This is a genomic window from Mesorhizobium vachelliae (assembly GCF_033977325.1).
Taxonomy (GTDB): domain Bacteria; phylum Pseudomonadota; class Alphaproteobacteria; order Rhizobiales; family Rhizobiaceae; genus Mesorhizobium; species Mesorhizobium vachelliae.
Genome location: NZ_JAVIIR010000017.1, coordinates 96,164 through 116,026 on the forward strand (window position 1 = coordinate 96,164; position 19,863 = coordinate 116,026).

Here is a 19,863-nt window from a genome sequence, read left to right on the forward strand (position 1 = left end):
CGATCTCACCGCTGGCCGGAATGGATTGGGCCGGAATGGATTGGCGCCGACCGCGCCGGCTTGGCGAGCGGCCGGACCTCGCCTTCGACCTCGTTGCCGACATAGACGCCGAACGTGTCCTCAGCGCGCTCGCGCGCGTAGCGGGCGAGCATCGAACGCACAGCCGGGTCGGCGATCTTCAACTCGGCGATGCGCTCGATTTCGACAAAGCGGATCTGACCGTCGCCGGAAACCGGGGCGTCCACCGTCCCGCGATAATAGACATGCGTGCGCGCGGCGTCTTTCGCATCGTCCCACACCGCATAGAGGAAGCCGAGCTCGGCATCGATCGCCCTGGTGGCAAGTTTTCCCCTGAGGCTGCGCGGTTCGTTCGCGGCGCCCAGTCCGTGCCCGGCGGGCAATTGGTATGATCCCTCGGCGGTCTCGAAGAAGAGCACGCGACCTTCGTTCTCGAGGATCGCGCCGACCTCGGTCCCGGGCGGAGCGGCGGCGGCTAGCGCTTCCTGGCTCAGACCCGGCGTGACATAGGCGCCGCGGCAGTAACCGAGAGGCTGCGCGCCATTGTGGCTGAAGTCGTGCACGCGGCCGATGAGGATCGAATGATCGCCGGCATCGACCAGTTGCTCCATGCCGCAGTCGAACACCGCGACCGATCCGTCGATCAGCGGATTGCCGGTCTGTCCCGGCTGCCATGCCACGGAGGCGAACTTGTCAGGGGCCTTCGATGCGAAGGTGCCGGATGCCGCCTTCTGGGCTTCCGACAGGATGTTGATGGCAAAGCCCCGCGAAGTCGAGAAGGCCTGATGCCCCAGCGCCTTCTTGGCGATGCAGACCAGCACCAGCGGCGGTTCGAGCGAAACGGAGGTGAAGGAGTTGGCGGTGAAGCCGCGCGCATCGCCGGCCTCGTCGATCGTGGTGACGATGGTGACGCCGGTCAGGAAGGAACCCAGCGCGCGCCGGAACTCCATGGCATCGAATGCGGGAGCGTCGAACACCGGACTCGCCTCGACGCTCGCGGGAACAGTTGCCACCTGGTCGAGAAAGGCCGTGATGCGTTGAGTCACTTTTTGCGGCGAAGCGATTGTCATCATGTGCTTTTCGCCGCTCAGCACCACACATCGACCGGCAGGCGCCAGCCGCGCCATCGCGGCCGACATGGCGGGTGTCGAGTTGCGATCGTCCGAACCGGTCATGAACAGCGCGGGCACGGCAAGATCGGCCAGCCGATCGGCATGCGCGGTATCGGAGTTGGCAAACAGGCGATAGGTGCGCGCATAGCCTTCGGCGTCGACGCTATCGAGCGCAGCGCGGGCCGTCGCGGCTGCGTCTGACAGGGCCGGTGGGATCGGATTGCCGAACCAGCGGGCGATCGTCGCGGCAATGGCCGAGGGATCGCTGGGTCCGCCTAGTGCGGCCGCCCGCTGACGTACAGCTTGCGCGAGATCCGGAGGGCGGCGAAAGACAGTGTTGAGACAGACGAGGGCGCTGACACGAGCGGGCGCGCGAAGCGCGAGTTCCTGCGCCACCAGCGCGCCCATCGAGTGGCCGACGACGGCGACGCGGTCGAGGCCGAGGTGATCAAGCAGGCGGATCGCCTGATCGGCGAAGTCGGACAGCTGAGCATTCTCCGGAGGCAGGGGCGAAACGCCATGGCCGAGCATGTCGATGGCGACCACGTCGAAGCGGTCCTGCATGGCGGCGATCTGCGGTTGCCAGATCGCGGCGCTCATGCCGACGCCGTGGATGAGCAGGACCGGCGCGCCCGAACCGGCACGGATGAAGCCGGTGCCGTCGGGGGCGTTGCTGCGGATCGTCCCGGCGTCAGCCATGCAGGTCTCCGAGCCCCTTCAGATCCTGATAGCGGTCGCCGATGCGGTGATGCGGGCGGCCGCCGATCGACGCGCCGAGCGCCACCACCAGTTCGTCAGGCGCGGGCGCATCGCCGATCTGGAAATGCACGGTCAGGTAATGCGAGCGGCGGCCTTCGTCGTTCTTGTCCATCAGCGGGATCATGATCGGTGTGTTGGGACCGCCGCGCAGATTGGTGAAGGCGAGATAGGTCTTGGCGCCGACGGCGCGGCGATAATGGTTGCCGAAATGCAGCGTGTGGATGAGCGCCGAGGCATGCTCGACCTCGCCCGACGTGCCGCAGATGGCGGCCTTGCCGTAGCCTTCGATCGCGTCGCCTGAACCTGCGATACCGATGATCTCGTTGGTCAGCGTTTCGCCGAGCACCGGCGCGAAGGCGCGAATCTCGGGAGAGAGATCCTCGGCGAAGCCGCGGCCTGCCCACGGGTTGGCGAGCACAGCGGCGACGCCGATCAGGCGCAATGGTCTGGGCGCTGCCTTGCCGCCTTCGATCAGCGTGTTCTCGGTATAGGTCACGATCTTGCGGATGGCCGGCTGCATGGAATTCCTCGGGATGGAGCCGCTCGCGGCTGCATCAATTTCTGTATCGTCTTATGGTATACCATGCTATGGAGTACCGCGAGCCTTGTCAATCGGTCATGGAATCTGTTTTTGTGGCGAGGCTAGGGATTTGAGGAAAATGGCTGACGACACGCTTCGCATCGACCGCTCCGCCAAGACGTTGAGGACGCTGGCGCTGGAGCGCATGCGCGAGGCGATCATGGATTTCCATTTCCAGCCCGGCGAAAGGCTGGTCGAGCGGCCGTTATGCGATCAGCTCGGCGTCAGCCGCTCGGTCGTGCGCGAGGTGTTGCGGCAGCTTGAGACCGAAGGCCTTGTGCAGATGATACCCGGGCATGGGCCTGCCGTGGCGAAGCCCGATCTTGGCCGGACCGACGAGATCTACGAGCTGCGCGCGCTGCTGGAAGGCATTGCGGCGAAGGCCTGCGCCACCTCGGCCACTGACGATCAGATCGCGCTGCTCGATGCGGCTTTGGCGAAGTTGCTCGACGCGTGGGCGGTGGGGGTGCCGGCCGAGGTGATGCGGGCGACGGCCAGCTTCTACGAGGTGCTGTTCGAAGCCGCCGACAAGCGCATCGCCTGGGAGATCGTCACCGGTCTCAATGTCCGCATCAACCAGCTGCGCTCGATGACGATCCTGTCGCAGAACCGCCGCGAGCCGGCGATCGCCGAAATGCATGCGATCATGGATGCGATCCGCTCACGCAAGCCGGAGGCGGCGGAGGCCGCGGCCCGGCGGCATGTGGAGACGGCCTGGAAAATCGCGCGCGGCGCGCTTCGGCTCGGCACCCTTTAGACGCAGTCCGTGCTCAGTTCCTGTCGACCGGCTTGGAGCGCATGCGCGACACCGTCTCGCGTTCGGCGCGCTTGGAGCGCAGCGGCGGCAGGCCGCGGTCGATGAGATCCATGTCCTCCAGCACCATGTCGCCCATGCGCTTGAAGGCGATGTCGAGGGCGCCGGCGCGATGCGCCGAACGCAGGAAGCCGGGGAGGGCACGGACGGGATGGTCCCTAGCCAGCGGCTCCTCCGGGAAGACGTCGCTGGCCGCGACGATGTGGCCGCTCTTCACCGCTTGCATCAATGCTGTGAAATCGACGACGCTGGCGCGGCTGAGCAGGATGAAGGCCGCGCCCTTGCGCATTTTGACAAAGGCATCGGCACCCAGAAAACCCTGGTTCTCGCTGGTGACGGAAGCGACGACGAAGACGAAATCGCTTTGCGACAACACCTCGTCCAGCGATGCCGGCTCGACGCCATTGTCGACCAGGATCGATGGCGGCAGCCATGGGTCATAGACCCTGGTGCGGGTGCGGAAGCCGGTCAGCAAGCGATTGAGGGCGCGGCCGAGATCGCCGAAGCCGATGATGCCGACATCGGCGCCGGAGAGCAGCCGCGCGGTCTGGTTGCCGTCGCCGCCCCACAATTCCTTGCCCTGGCGGAAAGCGAGGTCGGCGTCGACGATGTTTCTGGCAAGGTTCAGCGCCATGGCGAGGCCAAGCTCCGCCACCGGTTCGGCGAAGACCAGGCCGGTGGTGACGACATGGATGCCGCGCGCGAACAGCGTCTCATAAGGCATGTTGTTGAGGAGGTTGGTCTCGACGTTGAAGACGCAGCGCAGCGCCGTCATTTTCTGCAGCGTTTCCGAGGCGATGGGTGGCTGGCCAACGATGTAGCGCGCTTCGGCCAGCACATCCGGCGGCAACTTTGCGACGCCTTCCGGCGTTGTCTCGACGATGCGATATTTTTTGCGAAACAACGCCAGTTGCGGCGGCGTGAAGATCAGGTCAAGCGTGCGCGGTTCGGGCGCGCTGATCACCAGCGGCAAGGTCTTGTCGGACATGTTTTCCTCCCGGGACACGATTGGATCGCGTCAATCACATCTTTCCAGTCTTACTCCCGGTGAAACGATTTACAAGAACGAAAAATCGATTTATCGATTAGATTAGCGAAGTAGCAAAACTGGCTGCCTGCCCTCGGGAGGAGGTTCAATGACGCAACGGGAAGTCCAGCAGCGGCGTCCGTCGATCCACGACGTGGCAAGCCATGCCGGCGTTTCCGCGGCCACCGTCTCCAAGGTGCTGGCCGGCGTCACCACGGTGAGGCCGGAAAACGCGCAGCGCGTCTTCGATGCCGTCGAACGCCTGGGCTATCGCGTCGATCCTTTGGCCTCCGACATGCGCAGGGCCAAACGCCGCATCATCGGCGCCATCATGCCGGAATTCGAAAGCGAGTTCTTCGGCTCTATGGTCACCGAGCTGGAAGGCCTCGCCGAGCAGCGCGGCTACACGCTGGTCGCGGCGTCGAGCCGTGAATCGGAAGCGCGCGAGAAAGAGATCCTTGCCCGCATGCATGACTGGCGCGTTGCCGGCGTGGTGCTGGCGCCGGTGCGCAACGAGCACGGGCCGGCGGCCGCCTTCATGAAAGCCAACGGCATGACCGGCGTGCTGATCGACCGCGTGCTCTCCGACGACGCGTTCGATACGGTATCGGCCGACAGCGCCGCCGCCAGCGCCGAAGTGGCGCGGATGCTGGTCGGCAATGGGCACAGCCATATACTGGTCATCGGCCTTGCCGAGCAGGCGGCGACGGTGCGGGCGCGCCTGGAAGGTTTTCGCACCCAGGCGCTGGCGCTCAACCCGTCGGTGCGCATCGATGTCATCACCTCGGAAGTCAGTGTCGAGCCGCTCAGGGCTTCGCTGCGCGATTACTTTGCCAGGGGAGAGCGGCCGACCGCCGTTTATTCGCTGCTTTTGAAGGGCACGCTTGTCGCGCTGTCCGAGTTCCGCCGGCGCGGCTGGCATTGCCCGAACGACATCTCGCTGGTCGGCTTCGACGATGCGGAATGGATGCAGGTGACATGGCCGGCGATCGCAGCCGTGGTGCAGCCTGTGCGCCAGATCGCCAGCGAGGCGATGAACCTTCTGTTTCGCAGGGTTGAGGGCGCCATGGGACCACCCACGGCGCGGCTCGAACCCTGCCAGGTGTTGATGCGGGAATCCGTTGGCTCGCCAGGCAGCGGCCCGCATTCCGGGGGAGGAGACCGACAACAGCCCCCATTGTCGTGAACGGAAGCATGCGCCGGCCCTGGCCGAGGCATCCGGCGCCAAGGATCAAACGGAGGATCGAATGATATCGCATTTCTTGAAGATAAATCGATTTACACTTGCCGTGGGCGTCGCGCTTGCGTTTTCCGTCGTCGGCGGGGCCAAGGCCGAGGACGGCGAATATGGCGTGCTGATGAAGACGCTGGCCAATCCGTTCTGGGGCGCGATGGCGCAGGGCGTCGCGGACGGCGCAAAGGAAGCCGGGGTGAAATATTTCCAGCAGGCGGCCGAGAGCGACCAGGCGGCCGAGCCGCAGCTCAACCTGTGCAACACGATGCTCGAGCGCAAGCCGGTGGCGATGATCACCGCCGCCATCAACTCGACCAATCTTCTGCCCTGCCTTAAGTCGGCGCAGGAGTCCGGCGTCAAGATCGTCGACCTCGACAACAATCTCGACCAGGCGGTGCTCGACAAGGAAGGCGTCAAGGTCACCTTCCATATCGGCTCCGACAACATAGCCGCCGGCGCGCAGGGCGCCGAATATCTCGCCAACAAGCTCGGCAAGGACGCCAAGGGTCCGGTGCTGGTCATCGAAGGCCTCTCCGGCAACATCACCGGCGAGAAGCGCGCCAAGGGATTCGCCGACAAGCTGAAGGAACTGGCGCCTGGACTCCAGATCGTCGCCTCCCTGCCGGGCGACTGGGATCGCGGCAAGGCCGCTTCCATCGCCACCGACACGCTGACCGCGCATCCCGATCTCGTCGCCATCTTCTGCGCCAATGACGGCATGGCGCTCGGCGCGGTGGAGTCGGTCTATGCGGCCGGCAAGGGTCCGCAAGTGACGATCATCGGCGTCGACGGCAATTCGGACGCGGTGAAGTCGATCAAGGAAGGCCGCCTCAACGCCTCGGTGGCGCAGCTCCCCTATCTGGTCGGCAAGCAGGCGGTCGAGAACGTCAAGAAGGCGCTGGCCGGCGAGAAGGTCGAGGACAGCATCGCCGTGCCGACACTGGTGCTGACCAAGGACGTGATCGATGCCGGCAAGGAGCCGATGCTGCAGTATGTGAAATAGTCCTCCCGGACGGGCTGGCGCGGGTCTACCCTGCGCCAGCCAACTTTCTTGCAATAGCGAGGCAATATGGCTTCCGAAACGACGCAGCCCGGTTTCTGGGCTCGGGTGCAGCGCGCATCCGTCGAAAGGCTCCACATTAGGCTGGAGTCGCTGGTGGTGCTTCTGGCGCTGAGCACGGCAATGGCGCTCTTGTCGCCCTATTTCCTGTCGCTCAGCAATTTCCTCAACATCCTGCTCGCCACCTCGACGATCGGCGTGCTGGCGATCGCCGCCACCTTCGTCATCGGCTCCGGCGGGCTTGACCTGTCGCTCGGTTCGGTGATGGGGCTGGCCGGCGTCGCGGGCGCCTTCGTCGCGGTCAATCTCGGCTGGCCGTCGGTGCTCGCGGTGGTCGCCTGCATCCTCGCGGGCGCTATCGCTGGCTACATCAACGGGCAGTTGGTCACCCGTGCCTTCGTGCCGGCCTTCATCGTCACGCTCGGCATGCTTGGCCTGGCGCGCGGCCTGGCGCTCGTCATCTCGCAGGGCAGGGCGATCTACGGGTTGCCGCCCGAGATCGTCTATATCGGGCAGGGGCGGCCGTTCGGCATCCCGATGCCGGTCATCATCTTCGTGCTGACCGCGATCGTCGCGCATGCGGTGCTCGCCTATACGCGCTTCGGCCGCCACACACTGGCGCTGGGGGATAGTGAAGGCGCTGCCCGCGCGGCCGGCATCCGCGTCGAGCATCATCGCCGCATCATCTATACGCTGTCCGGCGCGCTTGCCGGGCTGGCAGGCCTGCTCTTCACCGCCCGCGTCAATGCCGGCGATCCGACCGCCGGCATCAATTACGAGCTCACCGCCATCACGGCGGCGATCATCGGCGGCACCAATCTGTTCGGCGGCCGCGCCTCGATCCTCGGCACGATGATCGGCGCGTTGATCATGGGTGTGCTGCAGAACGGGCTGACCCTGCTTGCGGTGCAATCCTACTATCAGCAGATGGCGATCGGCGCGGTGCTGATCCTCGCGGTCTTCATCGACCAGTACCAGGTGCGGAAGGAGTCGCGCGTATGACCCTGCTTTCGCTACGCGGCATCCGCAAGAGTTTTGGCGCGGTCGACGTTCTGCATGGCGTCGACCTTTCGGTCGCGGCCGGCGAGGTGGTCGGACTGGTCGGCGACAATGGCGCCGGCAAGTCGACGCTGATGAAGACCATCACCGGCATCTACCGGGCCGACACCGGCTCGATCGAATTCGACGGCAAGGATATCCTGGCGCTGGACCCCGGCCAACGCCGCCGGCTCGGCATCGAGATGATCTACCAGGATCTATCCTTGGCCAAGCAGCAGGATGTGGCCTCGAACATCTTCCTCGGGCGAGAACCGACGAAAAAGTTGCTCGGCCTGTTCCCGGGCTTCGTCGACAAAAGCGAGATGGATCGCCAGGCGTCGAAGATGATCGAGCGATTGGGCGCGCATCTGCCGTCGATAAACCGGTCGGTCGGTTCGTTCTCCGGCGGCCAGCAGCAGACCGTGGCGATCGCGCGTGCGCTCACCTTCAATCCCAAGCTCGTCATCATGGACGAGCCGACCGCGGCGCTCGCCGTGCGCGAGGTGCAGAGCGTGCTCGACCTCATTCGGCGGCTGAAGTCGGAAGGCATAGCCGTCATCCTGATCTCGCACCGGCTGAACGACGTGCTGTCGGTCACCGACCGTATCGTGGTGCTGCGCCACGGCAGGGCGGATGCCGATCTCGTCACCGCCAACACCAACATGAACGAAGTCGTCAGCCGCATCGTCGGCGGCGGCGATACAGCCGCAGCGGCGGCGCATGAAGAACGAGGCTGACATGAACACCTTCGGACTGCACACTTTCGCCATCGCTCCGGTCTGGGACCTCGCCCGCATCGAGCCGCAGATGGACCGGCTGAAGGAGCATGGCATCGGCCTGATGGAAATCCCGCTGCTGCGTCCCGAGGAGATCGACACCAAGCGCACGCGTGGCTTTGCCAGCCATTATGGCGTCCAGCTCATCCCCTCGCTCGGCCTGCCGCGCGCGCTCGATGTCGTCGAGCGGCCGGAGGAAGCGCTCGACTTCCTGCAACCGGCCTTCAAGGTCTGCAACGAGGTGGGCGCCGAGGCGCTTGGCGGCGTGACCTACGGCACGATCGGCAAGACCACCGGCAGGGCGCCGACGCAGCGCGAGATCGACGGCATGTGCCGCTTCCTCGAACGCGCGGCGAAGTCGGCGAAGTCGCGCAGCCTCGAGCTCGGCATCGAGCCCTGCAACCGCTACGAGACGCATCTGATCAACCGCGGCATCGACGCGGCGCGGATCATCGAGCGGGTCGGCGCCGACAACATCTTCATCCATCTCGACACCTACCACATGCACATCGAGGAGGAGAGTTTTGCTTCCGGTTTCGAGGCGGCGGCGCCCTATCTCGGCTATGTGCATGTGTCGGAGGCCAATCGCGGCGTGCCAGGGCGCGGCATGCTGAACTGGGCCGCCTGCATGAAGGCGATCGCCGATATCGGCTATGAGGGCGCCATCACGCTCGAAAGCATGAACCATGTCGATGTCGACATCGCCGGCGGACTCGCCGTATGGCGCCCCGTGGCCGGGGATCCGCGTGACGTGATCGAGGTCGGTTTGCCGTTCCTGCGCGAGGAAGCGAAGAAGGCCGGGCTGACGCTGGGGTGAGCTGGCTTCTTCCTTCCCCCCCTTGTGGGGGAAGGTGGCCTCGCGAAGCGAGGTCGGATGAGGGGTGTTCCAGCGAAAGCCATCGTCTCACTCCGCTGGAACACCCCTCATCCGTCTCGGCGCTATCGCGCCGATCCACCTTCTCCCACAGGGGGGAGAAGGAAAAATCAGAACGGGTAGTGCTGGCCCGGATCCTCGATCATCACCCAGCGCAGGTCGTTTAATTCGAAATCTGCCGGACCATGACCGTCAAGCGTGATGCTGCGCCGCCTCGCGGATCGTCTGCAACAGGATGGTGAAAGCGGGCGAGGGCGCGGTGTCGGTGCGCATGGTCAGGCCCACCGGCCCCTTGGTTTCCGCCGTCTCCACGGGCAGGGCGACGAAGGCGCCGCTGGCGATTTCATTGGCGACGACGCCGGCCGAGATGATCCACACCGCGTTGCTCTGGCGCATGAAGGAGCGGCCGAAGGAATCGGAAACGGTTTCGATTTCCGTGGCCGGCGCCGTCATGCCATTGGTGATGAAGAGCCGGTCGACGAAAGGCCGGATGACGGATTCCCTTGTCGGCATCAACACCGGAAACTCGTCGAGCCGGGCGAAGATGTCTGCGTCCGGCTCGGACAAGGGATGCCCGGCCCGCACCACGAACAGCACCTGCTCCGAATAGAGGTGCTCGAAGAAGAAGCCGGTCATGTGCTCAGGAGCGGCGAGCCGGCCGACGACGAGATCGAGCGCGCCGACGCGCAGTTGCTCGAGCAGCACGGCATTCTCGCCGGTGACGATCTTGAGCGCGGCGCCGGTGTTTTCCTCGAGAAACAAATTCATGGCGAGCGGCATCACGCGCGCCGAGACGGTCGGCAGCGCACCGATGCGGATCGGGTCGCGATTGAGGGCGCCGTCCTGGCGCACGGAATCGACGCCGCGCTTCAGCGCCGAAATCGCCGAGCCGGCATGTCCGAGGAAGATCTCGCCGAGACGCGTGACGCGGATGCCGCGGCCATCGCGTTCGACCACCGCGACGCCCAGCGCTTCTTCCAGCTCACGCAAGGTCTTGGTGACGGCCGGCGCGCTGACATGCAGGAAGTCGGCCGCGCGCGCGACACTGCCTTGCCGCGCGACCTCGAGAAACGCCTGCAGATGGCGGAAGCGGATCCGGCTTTCGGCCATGGTTCGATAACCTCAGAGTTAATGAAACGCCGCAAAATATCATTTTACCGAACCAAACCGCTGGTGCAATGTGGCTTTGGAGGATTGAAATCGTGCCATTCATCAGCATAGGCGGCGTCACGCTGCATCACCGCTTCATCGAGGCGGCCGGCACGTCGCGTCCGATCATCTTCATCAATTCGCTGGGCACCGACTTCCGCATCTGGGACGACGTCGTCGCGCGGCTTGCCGGGGAAATGCCGATGCTCGTCTACGACAAGCGCGGCCACGGCCTGTCGGACATCGGTGGCGGCGTACGCTCGATCGACGACCATGTTGATGATCTGGCAGCCCTCATCGACCATTTCGGCTTCGACAAGGTCGTGCTCTTCGGCCTCTCCGTCGGCGGCATGATCGCCCAGCGGCTCTATACCCGCCACCCCAAATGCGTGGAGGCGCTGGTCCTCAGTGACACGGCACATAAGATCGGCACTGCCGAAAGCTGGAACACTCGGATCGCGACTGTCGAGCGCGACGGAATCGAGGTGATCGCCGATGGCATCATGAAAGTGTGGTTCACACCGGAGTTCCATGCCGCGCGGGCGGCGGAGCTTGCCGGCTGCCGCAACATGCTCACCAGGCAGGCGCTGCCTGGTTACATCGGCACCTGCAAGGCGGTGCGCGATGCCGATTTCACCGACAGCGCGCGGCGCATCGCGGTGCCGACGCTTTGCGTCGTCGGCGACCAGGACGGTTCGACGCCGCCGGATCTTGTCCGGTCGCTCGCCGGACTGATCCCCGGCGCGCGTTTCGAAGTGATCCGCAATGCCGCGCATATCCCGTGCATCGAGCAGCCCGAAGCGCTCGTCACGTTGATCCGCGATTTCGTCGCCTCGTTGCCCGAGGGAAAGCCTGCTCATGGATGATGTCACGAAGAACCGCTACCGGACTGGTCTCGAGGTCCGACGCTCCGTGCTCGGCGATCCGCATGTCGACCGCGCCGAGGACGCCGCGACCGATTTCGACCGGCCGTTCCAGCAGCTGATCACCGAAGCCGCCTGGGGAACGGTGTGGGCCAGGCCCGGCTGGTCGAAGCGCGAGCGCTCGATCGTGACGCTGGCGCTGCTTGCGGCGCTCGGCCATGACGAGGAAGTGGCCATGCATGTGCGCGCGACCGCCAATACGGGCGCCTCGCGTGACGACATCTGCGAGGCCTTCCTGCATGTCGCGATCTATGCCGGCGTGCCAGCCGCCAACCGCGCCTTCAAGATCGCCAAGGAGGTGTTCGCGCAGATGGACGGAGCAAAGACGGCCCATGGCTGAGCGAGGCTCGAACCGTTCTCCGGAGACCGGCGCCTTCTTCCAGCGCGACCGCCAGTGGCATCCGCCGGCCTTCACGCCGAACTACAAGAGTTCGGTGCTGCGCTCGCCGCAGAAAGCGCTTTTGTCGTTCGACAACACGCTGTCGGAATTGACCGGCCCAGTGTTCGGGCATGCGGTGCTGGGCGAGCTCGACAACGACCTGATCCACAATTTCGCCAGGCCCGGCGAGAGCGCCATCGGCGAGCGCATCATCGTCCATGGGCGTGTGCTGGACGAGCGCGGCAAGGGCGTGCCCGGCGTGCTGCTTGAGTTCTGGCAAGCCAATGCCGGCGGGCGCTACCGCCACAAGAAGGACGGGTATCTGGCACCCCTCGATCCGAATTTCGGCGGCTGTGGCCGCGCCATCACCGGCGAGGATGGGAGCTATGCCTTTCGCACCGTCAGGCCTGGGCCCTATCCGTGGCCGAACGGTCCGAACGACTGGAGGCCGGCGCATATCCATTTTTCCGTGTTCGGCCACGGTTTCGCGCAGCGGCTGATCACGCAGATGTATTTCGAGGGCGATCCGCTGATCTGGCGCTGCCCGATCGTCGGCGGCATTTCCAACAAGGAGGCGGTCGAGGCGCTGATCGCGGCGCTCGACATGAACTCGACGGTCCCGATGGACGCGCTTGCCTACAAGTTCGACATCGTGCTGCGCGGGCGGCGCTCGACGCTGTTCGAGAACAGGCCGGAGGGCAATTGATGGCGCAGTCGCTCGACCGGCTGAAGGAAAGCCCTTCGCAGACCGCTGGACCCTATGTGCATATCGGACTGACGCCCAATTTCTGCGGCATAGGCGGCGTCTATGCGAGCGACCTCGGCTCGACGATGGTCAACGGCGAGACCAAGGGCGAGCGCATCGAATTGCGCATCCGCGTGCTCGACGGCACCGGCACACCGCTCAAGGATGCGCTGATCGAGATCTGGCAGGCGGATGCCGAGGGCCTCTACAATTCAGCGACCGAATTGCGCGGCGCGGCCGATCCCAACTTCCAGGGTTGGGGCCGGCAGCCGACCGACATGGATACGGGCGTCTGCCTGTTCCGGACGATCAAGCCTGGACGCGTGCCGTTTCGCGACGGCCGGCTGATGGCCCCGCATATCACGCTGTGGATCGTGGCGCGCGGCATCAATATCGGCCTCAACACCAGACTCTATTTCTCCGATGAGGAGAAGGCCAATGCCGAGGACCCGATCCTCGCCCGCATCGAGCATCGCCTGCGCGTGCCGACGCTGATCGCGGAGCGCCAGGGCGAGACTTACGTCTTCGACATCCATCTGCAGGGCGAAAAGGAGACGGTCTTCTTCGACAGCTGACCGTGGCCGCCATGACCGTTTCGCCCTTCGATCACCCGCTTCTTTCCGGCCTGCTCGGCGACGAAGAGGCGGCGCGGCATTTCTCCGTGGAAGCCGATATCGACGCGATGCTTGGTTTCGAGCGGGCGCTGACCGAGGCGGAAGCCGAGTGCGGCGTCATCCCGCGCGATGCCTGGGCAGCGATCGAGAAGGCGCTGGGGCCGTTCCGGCCGGATACGGCCAAGTTGAGGGCAGGGGTCGCCAAGGACGGCGTCGTGGTGCCGGAACTGGTGCGGCAGATCAAAGCCGCCGTCGCCGCGCCGCATGACGCATATGTGCATTTCGGCGCCACCAGTCAGGATGTGATCGACACCTCGCTTGTGCTGCGTCTGCGGCAGGTTGTCGATCATATCGGCCTGCTGCTCGGCGAGAACGTCGTGCGTCTCACCGGCCTGGATCTGGAGTTCGGGAGCCGCGAGCTCATGGCGATGACGCGCATGCAGCCGGCGGTTCCGATTGCCGTTGCGGGTCGGATCGTCTCGTGGCGAGCTCCGCTCGAACATCACCAGGAGCGCCTGAACGAGCTTTCCGGCCGGCTGCTGGTGCTGCAATTCGGCGGCGCGGCCGGCACGCTCGACAAGCTCGGCGACAAGGCGCCGGCCGTGCGCGCGGCGCTTGCAGCCAAACTCGGCCTTGCCGACGCGCCGCAATGGCATAGCCAGCGCGACGCGCTCGCCGAGTTCGCCGGCTGGCTCTCGCTCGTGACCGGCAGCCTCGGCAAGTTCGGGCAGGATGTTGCGCTGATGGCGCAAGTCGGCTCCGACATCAGGCTGTCCGGGGGCGGCGGTTCGTCGGCCATGCCGCACAAGCAGAACCCGGTGAAGGCGGAAGTCCTGGTGGCGCTGGCGCGGTTCAATGCCACTCAGCTTTCAGGGATGCACCAGGCGCTGGTGCATGAGCAGGAACGCTCGGGGTCGGCCTGGACGCTGGAATGGCTCATCCTGCCGCAGATGGTGGTGGCGACGGCCGCCGCGCTCAGGCTTGCGGCCGAACTGGCCGGACAGATCGAGAGCCTCGGACACTGATGCGCACGCAGGTCGTCATCGTCGGCTCGGGGCCGTCGGGCCTGCTGCTCGGCCAGTTGCTCGCCACGATCGGCGTCGAGACGATCATCCTCGAACGATCGACCCGCGAGCACGTGCTTGGCCGCGTGCGCGCGGGCGTGCTCGAACAAGGCACCGTGGATCTGCTCGGCGAAGCGGGCGCGGCGGACAGGCTGCATGCCCAGGGCCTGCCGCATGCCGGCATCTCGCTCGCCTTCGACGGCCGCGCGCATCGCATCGACATGACCGCGCTGACCGGCGGCAAGCATGTCACCGTCTATGGCCAGACGGAGATGACGCTCGATCTGATGCAGAAGTGCGAAGCGGCAGGGCTTCCGACCGTCTTCGAAACGTCGAATGTCGCGCTGCACGATTTCGGCGGCGCGTCTCCCTTCGTCACCTATGACACGGACGGCGCCACGCATCGCATCGACTGCGACTTCATCGCGGGCTGCGACGGCTATCATGGCGTCAGCCGGCGTTCCGTGCCGGAGGGCGCGCTGAAGTCGTTCGAGCGGCACTATCCGTTCGGCTGGCTGGGCGTGCTGGCGGAGGTGCCGCCGGCCGACCACGAGCTGATCTATGCCAATCACGAGCGCGGCTTTGCGCTCTGCTCGATGCGCTCGCCGCAGCGCAGCCGCTACTATGTGCAGGTTCCCTCCGACGAGCGCGTCGAGGCCTGGTCCGATGACCGCTTCTGGGACGAGCTACGCCGCCGCCTGCCGCCGCAGATAGCGGCCGCCGTCACCACCGGTCCATCCTTCGAGAAGTCGATCGCGCCGCTGCGCTCCTTCGTCGCCGAGCCGATGCGCTTCGGCCGCCTATTCCTGGTTGGCGACGCCGCCCATATCGTGCCGCCGACCGGCGCCAAGGGGCTCAACCTCGCTGCCAGCGACGTGCGCTATCTCTTTGCCGGGCTTCGCGAATTCTACCGCGAAAGGTCGCAAGCCGGGCTCGACACCTATTCGGCCAAGGCGCTGGCGCGCGTCTGGAAAGCGGTGCGCTTTTCCTGGTGGATGACGACAATCCTGCACCGCTTCCCCGAGACCGGCGAGTTCGGCCAACGCATCCAGGAAGCCGAGCTCGACTATCTCGTGCATTCGAAAGCCGCTTCGACGGCGCTTGCCGAAAACTATGTCGGACTGCCTTACTGATCGACCGTCAAACGCGCTCCAGCGCGATGGCGATGCCCTGGCCGACGCCGATGCACATGGTGGCCAGAGCCAGCTTGCCGCCGCGCTCGCGCAGCTCGAGCGCCGCCGTGCCGGTGATGCGCGCGCCGGACATGCCGAGCGGATGACCGAGGGCGATCGCGCCGCCGTTGGGGTTCACATGCTCCGCCTGCTCGGAAATTCCGAGCTGGCGGAGCACGGCAATGCCCTGGGAGGCGAAGGCTTCGTTCAATTCGATGACGTCGAACTGGTCTGGCGTCAGGCCGAGGCGGGCGCAAAGCTTCTTCGTGGCCGGCGCCGGTCCGATGCCCATGATGCGCGGCGCAACGCCAGCGACGGCGCCGCCAAGGATGCGGGCGATCGGCGTCAGCCCATGCTTCCTAGCCGCTGCCTCGGAGGCGATGATGAGGGTGGCCGCGCCGTCATTGACGCCGGAGGCGTTGCCGGCCGTCACCGTGCCGCCCTGGCGGAACGGCGTCGGCAGCTTGGCCAGCGCCTCGATGGTGGTGCCGGCGCGGGGGTGTTCGTCCTTGGAAACGACGACTGGGTCGCCTTTCCTTTGCGGGACGGTCACCGGCGTGATCTCCTTCGCCAGCCGGCCATTGGCCTGTGCCGCCACCGCCTTGTCCTGGCTGCGCACGGCGAAGGCATCTTGGTCGGCGCGCGATACCGAAAAATCCTCGGCGACGTTCTCGCCGGTCTCCGGCATGGAATCGACGCCGTATTGCTTCTTCATCAGCGGGTTGACGAAGCGCCAGCCGATGGTGGTGTCGTATATCTCGGCATTGCGCGAGAAGGCGGCGTCGGCCTTCGGCATGACAAAGGGCGCGCGGCTCATCGATTCCACACCGCCGGCGATCATCAGCTCGGCCTCGCCGGCCTTGATGGCGCGCGCGGCGATGGTGGCGGCGTCCATGCCCGAGCCGCACAGGCGGTTGACGGTCGAACCTGGAATGTCCTGCGGCAGGCCGGCAAGCAGCAGCGCCATGCGCGCCACGTCGCGGTTGTCCTCGCCCGCCTGGTTGGCGCAGCCATAGACGACGTCGTCGATCGCTGCCCAATCGATGCCCTTGTTGCGTTCCACGAGCGCCCGCAACGGGATGGCGGCGAGATCGTCAGCGCGGACGGCGGACAACGCGCCGCCGAAGCGGCCGATAGGCGTGCGGATGTAATCGCAGATGAAGGCTTCGGTCATCTAAGCAGCTTTCCCTTTGGCGGTTCCTTGATGCGCAGCCTTGGTGCGGGCCTGCAGGTCGCGCAATGTCTTCAGCTCGAGTTCCGTCGGCGCCGGCGTCTCGTCAAGGGCCTCCGCGAACTTGACCGTCCAGCCACAGGTTTCCTGCACCTGCTCGCGGCTGACGCCCGGGTGCAACGAGACGACGGTGAACTCCTTGGTCACCGGGTCCGGCTTCCAGATGGCGAGGTCGGTGATCAAAAGCGTCGGCCCGGCGGTGTCGATGCCGAGGCGCTGGCGATGATCGCCGCCGTCGCCATGGCCGAAGGAGGTGAAGAAGTCGATCTTCTCGACCATGCCGCGTTTCGACTGGGCCATGGTGATGTAGACCTGTCTCGACGAGGTGGCGATCTCGGGCGCGCCGCCGCCGCCGGGCAGGCGGGTCTTGGGATGCGCATAGTCGCCGATGACGGTGGTGTTGATGTTGCCGAACTTGTCGATCTGGGCGGCGCCCAGGAAGCCGATAGAGATGCGGCCGCCTTGCAGCCAATAGCGGAACATCTCCGGCACCGCGACGGTGGTGACCGCCGTCTCGCACAATTCGCCGTCGCCGATCGACAGCGGGAGCACGTCCGGCGCGGTGCCGATGGTACCGCTCTCATAGATCAAGGTGATATCCGGCGCATGGGTCAGCCGCGCGACGTTGCAGGCGGCCGACGGCGCGCCGATGCCGACGAAGCAGACATCGTCGCTTTTCAACGCGCGGCTGGCGGCGATCGTCATCATCTCGTTCGGGGTGAAGCCCATATTCTTCGCGTCGCTCATGCGGCTTTCCTCAGATGCTCGACGCGGCCGGCGAAGTCGTCAGCGCTGCTCTCGATGACGTTCTTCCGGATCCACGCCTGGAAGCGGTCGCGGTCGGCGGCGATCTCGTCCCATTCGAGATAGGCGGCATTGTCGCGCTCGTAATAGCCATGCGTATAGGAGGGATGCGAGCCGCCCGGCACGACCGAGATCGCCGCGATCGTCCAGCTCGGCAGCACCGTGAGGTTGGGATGGAGGTCGTCGAAATTGTCGACCACTTCCTCGACCGTCACCACGGCGCGCTTCGCGGCAAGAGCGGCTTCTTTCTGGATGCCGATGATGCCCTCGACCAGCACATTGCCTTTCCGGTCCGCCTTCTGCGCATGGATGAAGGTGACGTCCGGCCGGATCGCGGGAACAGCGGCCAGCACCTCGCCGGTGAACGGGCAGGTGACGGATTTGATGTTGGGATTGACCGCGGCAAGGCCAGCGCCGCGATAGCCGCGGAACACCGCGCAGGGCAGGCCGGCGGCGCCGGCCTCATAAGCATTGGCCATGCCGGCGTGGCTGTGCTCCTCGACTTCGATGGCGCGCGGAAAACCGTTCTCGATGGCGTCGCGGGCGCGCCTGAGCAGGCCGACGCCCGGATTGCCGACATAGGAGAAGACGACTTTTCTCGCCATGCCCATGCCGATCATCTGGTCGTAGATCAGGTCGGGCGTCATGCGGATCAGCGTCAGGTCGCGAAAGCCCTGGCGGATCGCCTCATGCGCGGCGGCGGTCGGGATGAGATGCGTGAAGCCCTCGAAGGCAACGGTGTCGCCGTCGTGCAGGTTCTCCGCGACCGCCTCTTTCAGCGGCAGGAACTTGACCATCTCAAGGCTCCCTGAAAAGTTCGCATTGCGAACATCTGTTTTGTATGAGATACTCTTAGCTCCAGCCTTCGCATTGAGTCAACGTCAGCCCTGGAGAGGTTCGTGGAAGAGGAAGCCATTTCACGCGACCATGTCGGTTCGCTGGAACGCGGCCTGGCGGTGATGGAGATCCTCGCGCGCCATCCGGCCGGCATGACGCTGACCGAGATGGCCGAGGAGGCCGATCTCACCCGCGCGGGCGCCCGCCGCTTTCTGCTGACGCTGGTCGCCACGGGCTATGCGACGCAATCTGGCCGGCTGTTTTCGCTGTCGCCGCGCCTTTTGACTGTCGCGCGGACCTGGCTCGGCGGCGCATCGCTCTGGACCTTCGCGGCGCCCATCATGCGCGAGGTGGCCGGCAAATTCGACGAAGCCTGCAACGCGGCCGTGCTATCGGGTGAGGACGTCGTCTATGTCGCGCGCATCCCTGGACGGCGCATCTTAAGCGTCGCGCTCGATGTCGGCACGCGGCTGCCGGCCTATTGCACCTCAATGGGTCGAGTGCTGCTTTCGGGCCTGCCGGCGGATGACTTGAAGACCTTCCTTGCTGAAGCGTCCATCGAGCGGCGGACGCCGAAGACGATCACCGGCCGCGCCGCGCTCGGCAAAGCCATCGACAAGGCGAGGGCGGACGGCTTCGCCCTCGTCGATGAGGAACTGGAACTTGGCCTGCGCTCGATCGCAGTGCCGATCGTCGATCGCGCCGGCCGTACCGTCGCCGCCATCAACGTCTCGACGCAGTCGGCGCGTTTCTCGCTCGAGGCAATGGAGCACGACATCCTGCCGGTGCTGCGGCAGGCCAAGCAGCGCGTCGAGGAATTCTTCTTCGTCTGACACCCAACGAGCGTCGGGCTGGAGCCCGTTGACGCCTCATTTCAGATACGCTAATGAACAGGATTATACAGGTTCATTGAACAGGTATCGATATGGCCCGTCGCGCGATGCAACTCTCACCCGGCACGGGCAAGCCCGAGCAGATCGCGACGGTTCTGGAGCACGAGATACGCTCCGGCCTGCTTGGTTTCGGCGACCGTCTCCAAAGCGAAAACGAGCTCGTCCAGCGCTTCTCCGTCAGCCGCAACACGGTGCGCAAAGGGTTGGAAGAGCTCTCCAGCCGCGGACTCATCACCACCAAGGTCGGTATCGGTTCCTTCGTCACCTTCGACGGCATGCCGGTGGACGATGCGATCGGATGGTCGCGCGCGCTCGCCAATGCGGGCGCCAATGCCGAGACCCGCACATTGCGGCTTGAGATCATCGAGGATGCGGAGCTGGCCGCCAGGCTCGGCGTCGAGAGTGCGTCCTTCATCGCCGTCGACCGTGCCCGCACCAATGCCGATGACGGCCATGCCATCTCGATCGAGCGCAGCCGACTGCCGCTGTCGCCCGAACTGGAAGACATACCTTTGCGTGGCCTGCGCGAGGGCACGCTGCACCAGACGCTGCGCGGGGCAGGGCTTGTTCCCGATCATGGCGAGGAATGGGTCGACATCGAGATGCTGAGCGCCGCCGACGCGGCGATCCTCGACTGCGCGCCAGGCACGCCGTTCCTGCGCACGCGCCGCCTGACGCGCGCCGCCGATGGGCGCGCCATCGAATTCGTCACCAGCCTGCTCAACCCCGCGCATTTCGCGCTTCACCTGGAGTTCTGAGC

General features: G+C 65.5%; 21 protein-coding genes. 14 read left to right on the top strand and 7 right to left on the bottom strand.

Features of this window, described 5'->3' with window-relative positions; genetic code table 11:
• Positions 1-5: 5 nt before the first annotated feature.
• Both RFM41_RS28410 and RFM41_RS28415 read right to left on the bottom strand, forming a co-directional pair.
• Positions 6-1,829 carry an alpha/beta fold hydrolase gene (locus RFM41_RS28410; protein WP_320252718.1) on the bottom strand — a complete coding sequence of 608 codons (1,824 nt, stop codon included), beginning with the start codon at positions 1,827-1,829 and terminating at the stop codon, positions 6-8.
• Positions 1,822-2,409, bottom strand: a complete 588-nt coding sequence (locus RFM41_RS28415; RefSeq protein ID WP_320252719.1) for an amino acid synthesis family protein — start codon at positions 2,407-2,409, stop codon at positions 1,822-1,824. The genes RFM41_RS28410 and RFM41_RS28415 overlap by 8 nt, the downstream gene beginning before the upstream one ends.
• A gap of 139 nt (positions 2,410-2,548) precedes the next feature.
• On the opposite strand from RFM41_RS28415, the gene RFM41_RS28420 reads away from it, so the two are divergent.
• Positions 2,549-3,226 carry a GntR family transcriptional regulator gene (locus RFM41_RS28420; protein WP_320252720.1) on the top strand — a complete coding sequence of 226 codons (678 nt, stop codon included), beginning with the start codon at positions 2,549-2,551 and terminating at the stop codon, positions 3,224-3,226.
• Positions 3,227-3,239: 13 nt separating this feature from the next.
• Here the strand turns inward: RFM41_RS28420 and RFM41_RS28425 are convergent, their stop codons facing one another.
• Complete coding sequence (locus RFM41_RS28425) at positions 3,240-4,271, bottom strand: hydroxyacid dehydrogenase (RefSeq protein WP_320252721.1); 1,032 nt, start codon at positions 4,269-4,271, stop codon at positions 3,240-3,242.
• A gap of 148 nt (positions 4,272-4,419) precedes the next feature.
• Between RFM41_RS28425 and RFM41_RS28430 the strand changes: the two genes are divergently transcribed.
• The 5 genes from RFM41_RS28430 to RFM41_RS28450 all read left to right on the top strand — a co-directional run bounded on the left by RFM41_RS28430 (position 4,420) and on the right by RFM41_RS28450 (position 9,235).
• Entirely contained in the window at positions 4,420-5,496 is a 1,077-nt protein-coding gene (locus RFM41_RS28430) for a LacI family DNA-binding transcriptional regulator (RefSeq protein WP_320252722.1), read from the top strand.
• Between the two features lie 61 nt (positions 5,497-5,557).
• The gene (locus RFM41_RS28435) at positions 5,558-6,547 is read left to right on the top strand and encodes a sugar ABC transporter substrate-binding protein (RefSeq protein ID WP_320252723.1); all 990 of its coding nucleotides are present in this window, start codon (positions 5,558-5,560) and stop codon (positions 6,545-6,547) included.
• Positions 6,548-6,613: 66 nt separating this feature from the next.
• On the top strand, positions 6,614-7,606 hold the full coding sequence (locus tag RFM41_RS28440) for an ABC transporter permease (protein WP_320252724.1): 993 nt from the start codon (positions 6,614-6,616) through the stop codon (positions 7,604-7,606).
• Positions 7,603-8,379, top strand: coding sequence for an ATP-binding cassette domain-containing protein (locus tag RFM41_RS28445; protein WP_320252725.1), 777 nt, complete (start codon positions 7,603-7,605; stop codon positions 8,377-8,379). Before RFM41_RS28440 ends, RFM41_RS28445 begins: the two co-directional genes overlap by 4 nt.
• 1 nt (position 8,380) lies before the next feature.
• A complete protein-coding gene (locus tag RFM41_RS28450) occupies positions 8,381-9,235 on the top strand; it encodes a sugar phosphate isomerase/epimerase family protein (RefSeq protein ID WP_320252726.1) in 855 nt (284 codons plus the stop codon).
• 249 nt (positions 9,236-9,484) lie between these two features.
• Here the strand turns inward: RFM41_RS28450 and pcaQ are convergent, their stop codons facing one another.
• Complete coding sequence (gene pcaQ / locus RFM41_RS28455) at positions 9,485-10,402, bottom strand: pca operon transcription factor PcaQ (RefSeq protein ID WP_320252727.1); 918 nt, start codon at positions 10,400-10,402, stop codon at positions 9,485-9,487.
• 92 nt (positions 10,403-10,494) lie between these two features.
• Here pcaQ and pcaD point away from each other — a divergent pair, with 92 nt between their 5' ends.
• From pcaD to pobA, 6 genes are read left to right on the top strand one after another with little or no spacing between them, the layout of a single operon-like run.
• Complete coding sequence (pcaD, locus tag RFM41_RS28460; protein WP_320252728.1) at positions 10,495-11,307, top strand: 3-oxoadipate enol-lactonase; 813 nt, start codon at positions 10,495-10,497, stop codon at positions 11,305-11,307.
• Complete coding sequence (gene pcaC / locus RFM41_RS28465) at positions 11,300-11,704, top strand: 4-carboxymuconolactone decarboxylase (protein WP_320252729.1); 405 nt, start codon at positions 11,300-11,302, stop codon at positions 11,702-11,704. Before pcaD ends, pcaC begins: the two co-directional genes overlap by 8 nt.
• Positions 11,697-12,449, top strand: coding sequence for a protocatechuate 3,4-dioxygenase subunit beta (pcaH, locus tag RFM41_RS28470; RefSeq protein WP_320252730.1), 753 nt, complete (start codon positions 11,697-11,699; stop codon positions 12,447-12,449). The genes pcaC and pcaH overlap by 8 nt, the downstream gene beginning before the upstream one ends.
• Positions 12,449-13,063, top strand: a complete 615-nt coding sequence (pcaG, locus tag RFM41_RS28475; protein WP_320252731.1) for a protocatechuate 3,4-dioxygenase subunit alpha — start codon at positions 12,449-12,451, stop codon at positions 13,061-13,063. Before pcaH ends, pcaG begins: the two co-directional genes overlap by 1 nt.
• An 11-nt stretch (positions 13,064-13,074) precedes the next feature.
• Positions 13,075-14,127: a 3-carboxy-cis,cis-muconate cycloisomerase gene (locus RFM41_RS28480; protein WP_320252732.1), complete on the top strand. Its 1,053-nt coding sequence runs from the start codon at positions 13,075-13,077 to the stop codon at positions 14,125-14,127.
• Positions 14,127-15,299 carry a 4-hydroxybenzoate 3-monooxygenase gene (gene pobA / locus RFM41_RS28485; protein ID WP_320252733.1) on the top strand — a complete coding sequence of 391 codons (1,173 nt, stop codon included), beginning with the start codon at positions 14,127-14,129 and terminating at the stop codon, positions 15,297-15,299. The genes RFM41_RS28480 and pobA overlap by 1 nt, the downstream gene beginning before the upstream one ends.
• Before the next feature lie 7 nt (positions 15,300-15,306).
• Here pobA and pcaF read toward each other — a convergent pair whose 3' ends face one another.
• From pcaF to RFM41_RS28500, 3 genes are read right to left on the bottom strand one after another with little or no spacing between them, the layout of a single operon-like run.
• Entirely contained in the window at positions 15,307-16,512 is a 1,206-nt protein-coding gene (pcaF, locus tag RFM41_RS28490; protein ID WP_320252734.1) for a 3-oxoadipyl-CoA thiolase, read from the bottom strand.
• Entirely contained in the window at positions 16,513-17,316 is an 804-nt protein-coding gene (locus RFM41_RS28495) for a CoA-transferase subunit beta (protein WP_320252735.1), read from the bottom strand.
• On the bottom strand, positions 17,313-18,170 hold the full coding sequence (locus tag RFM41_RS28500; protein WP_320252736.1) for a CoA transferase subunit A: 858 nt from the start codon (positions 18,168-18,170) through the stop codon (positions 17,313-17,315). Before RFM41_RS28500 ends, RFM41_RS28495 begins: the two co-directional genes overlap by 4 nt.
• Positions 18,171-18,272: 102 nt before the next feature.
• Between RFM41_RS28500 and RFM41_RS28505 the strand changes: the two genes are divergently transcribed.
• Both RFM41_RS28505 and RFM41_RS28510 read left to right on the top strand, forming a co-directional pair.
• The gene (locus tag RFM41_RS28505) at positions 18,273-19,043 is read left to right on the top strand and encodes an IclR family transcriptional regulator domain-containing protein (protein WP_320252737.1); all 771 of its coding nucleotides are present in this window, start codon (positions 18,273-18,275) and stop codon (positions 19,041-19,043) included.
• A gap of 92 nt (positions 19,044-19,135) precedes the next feature.
• Positions 19,136-19,861: a GntR family transcriptional regulator gene (locus RFM41_RS28510; protein ID WP_320252738.1), complete on the top strand. Its 726-nt coding sequence runs from the start codon at positions 19,136-19,138 to the stop codon at positions 19,859-19,861.
• The last annotated feature ends 2 nt before the right edge of the window (positions 19,862-19,863 follow it).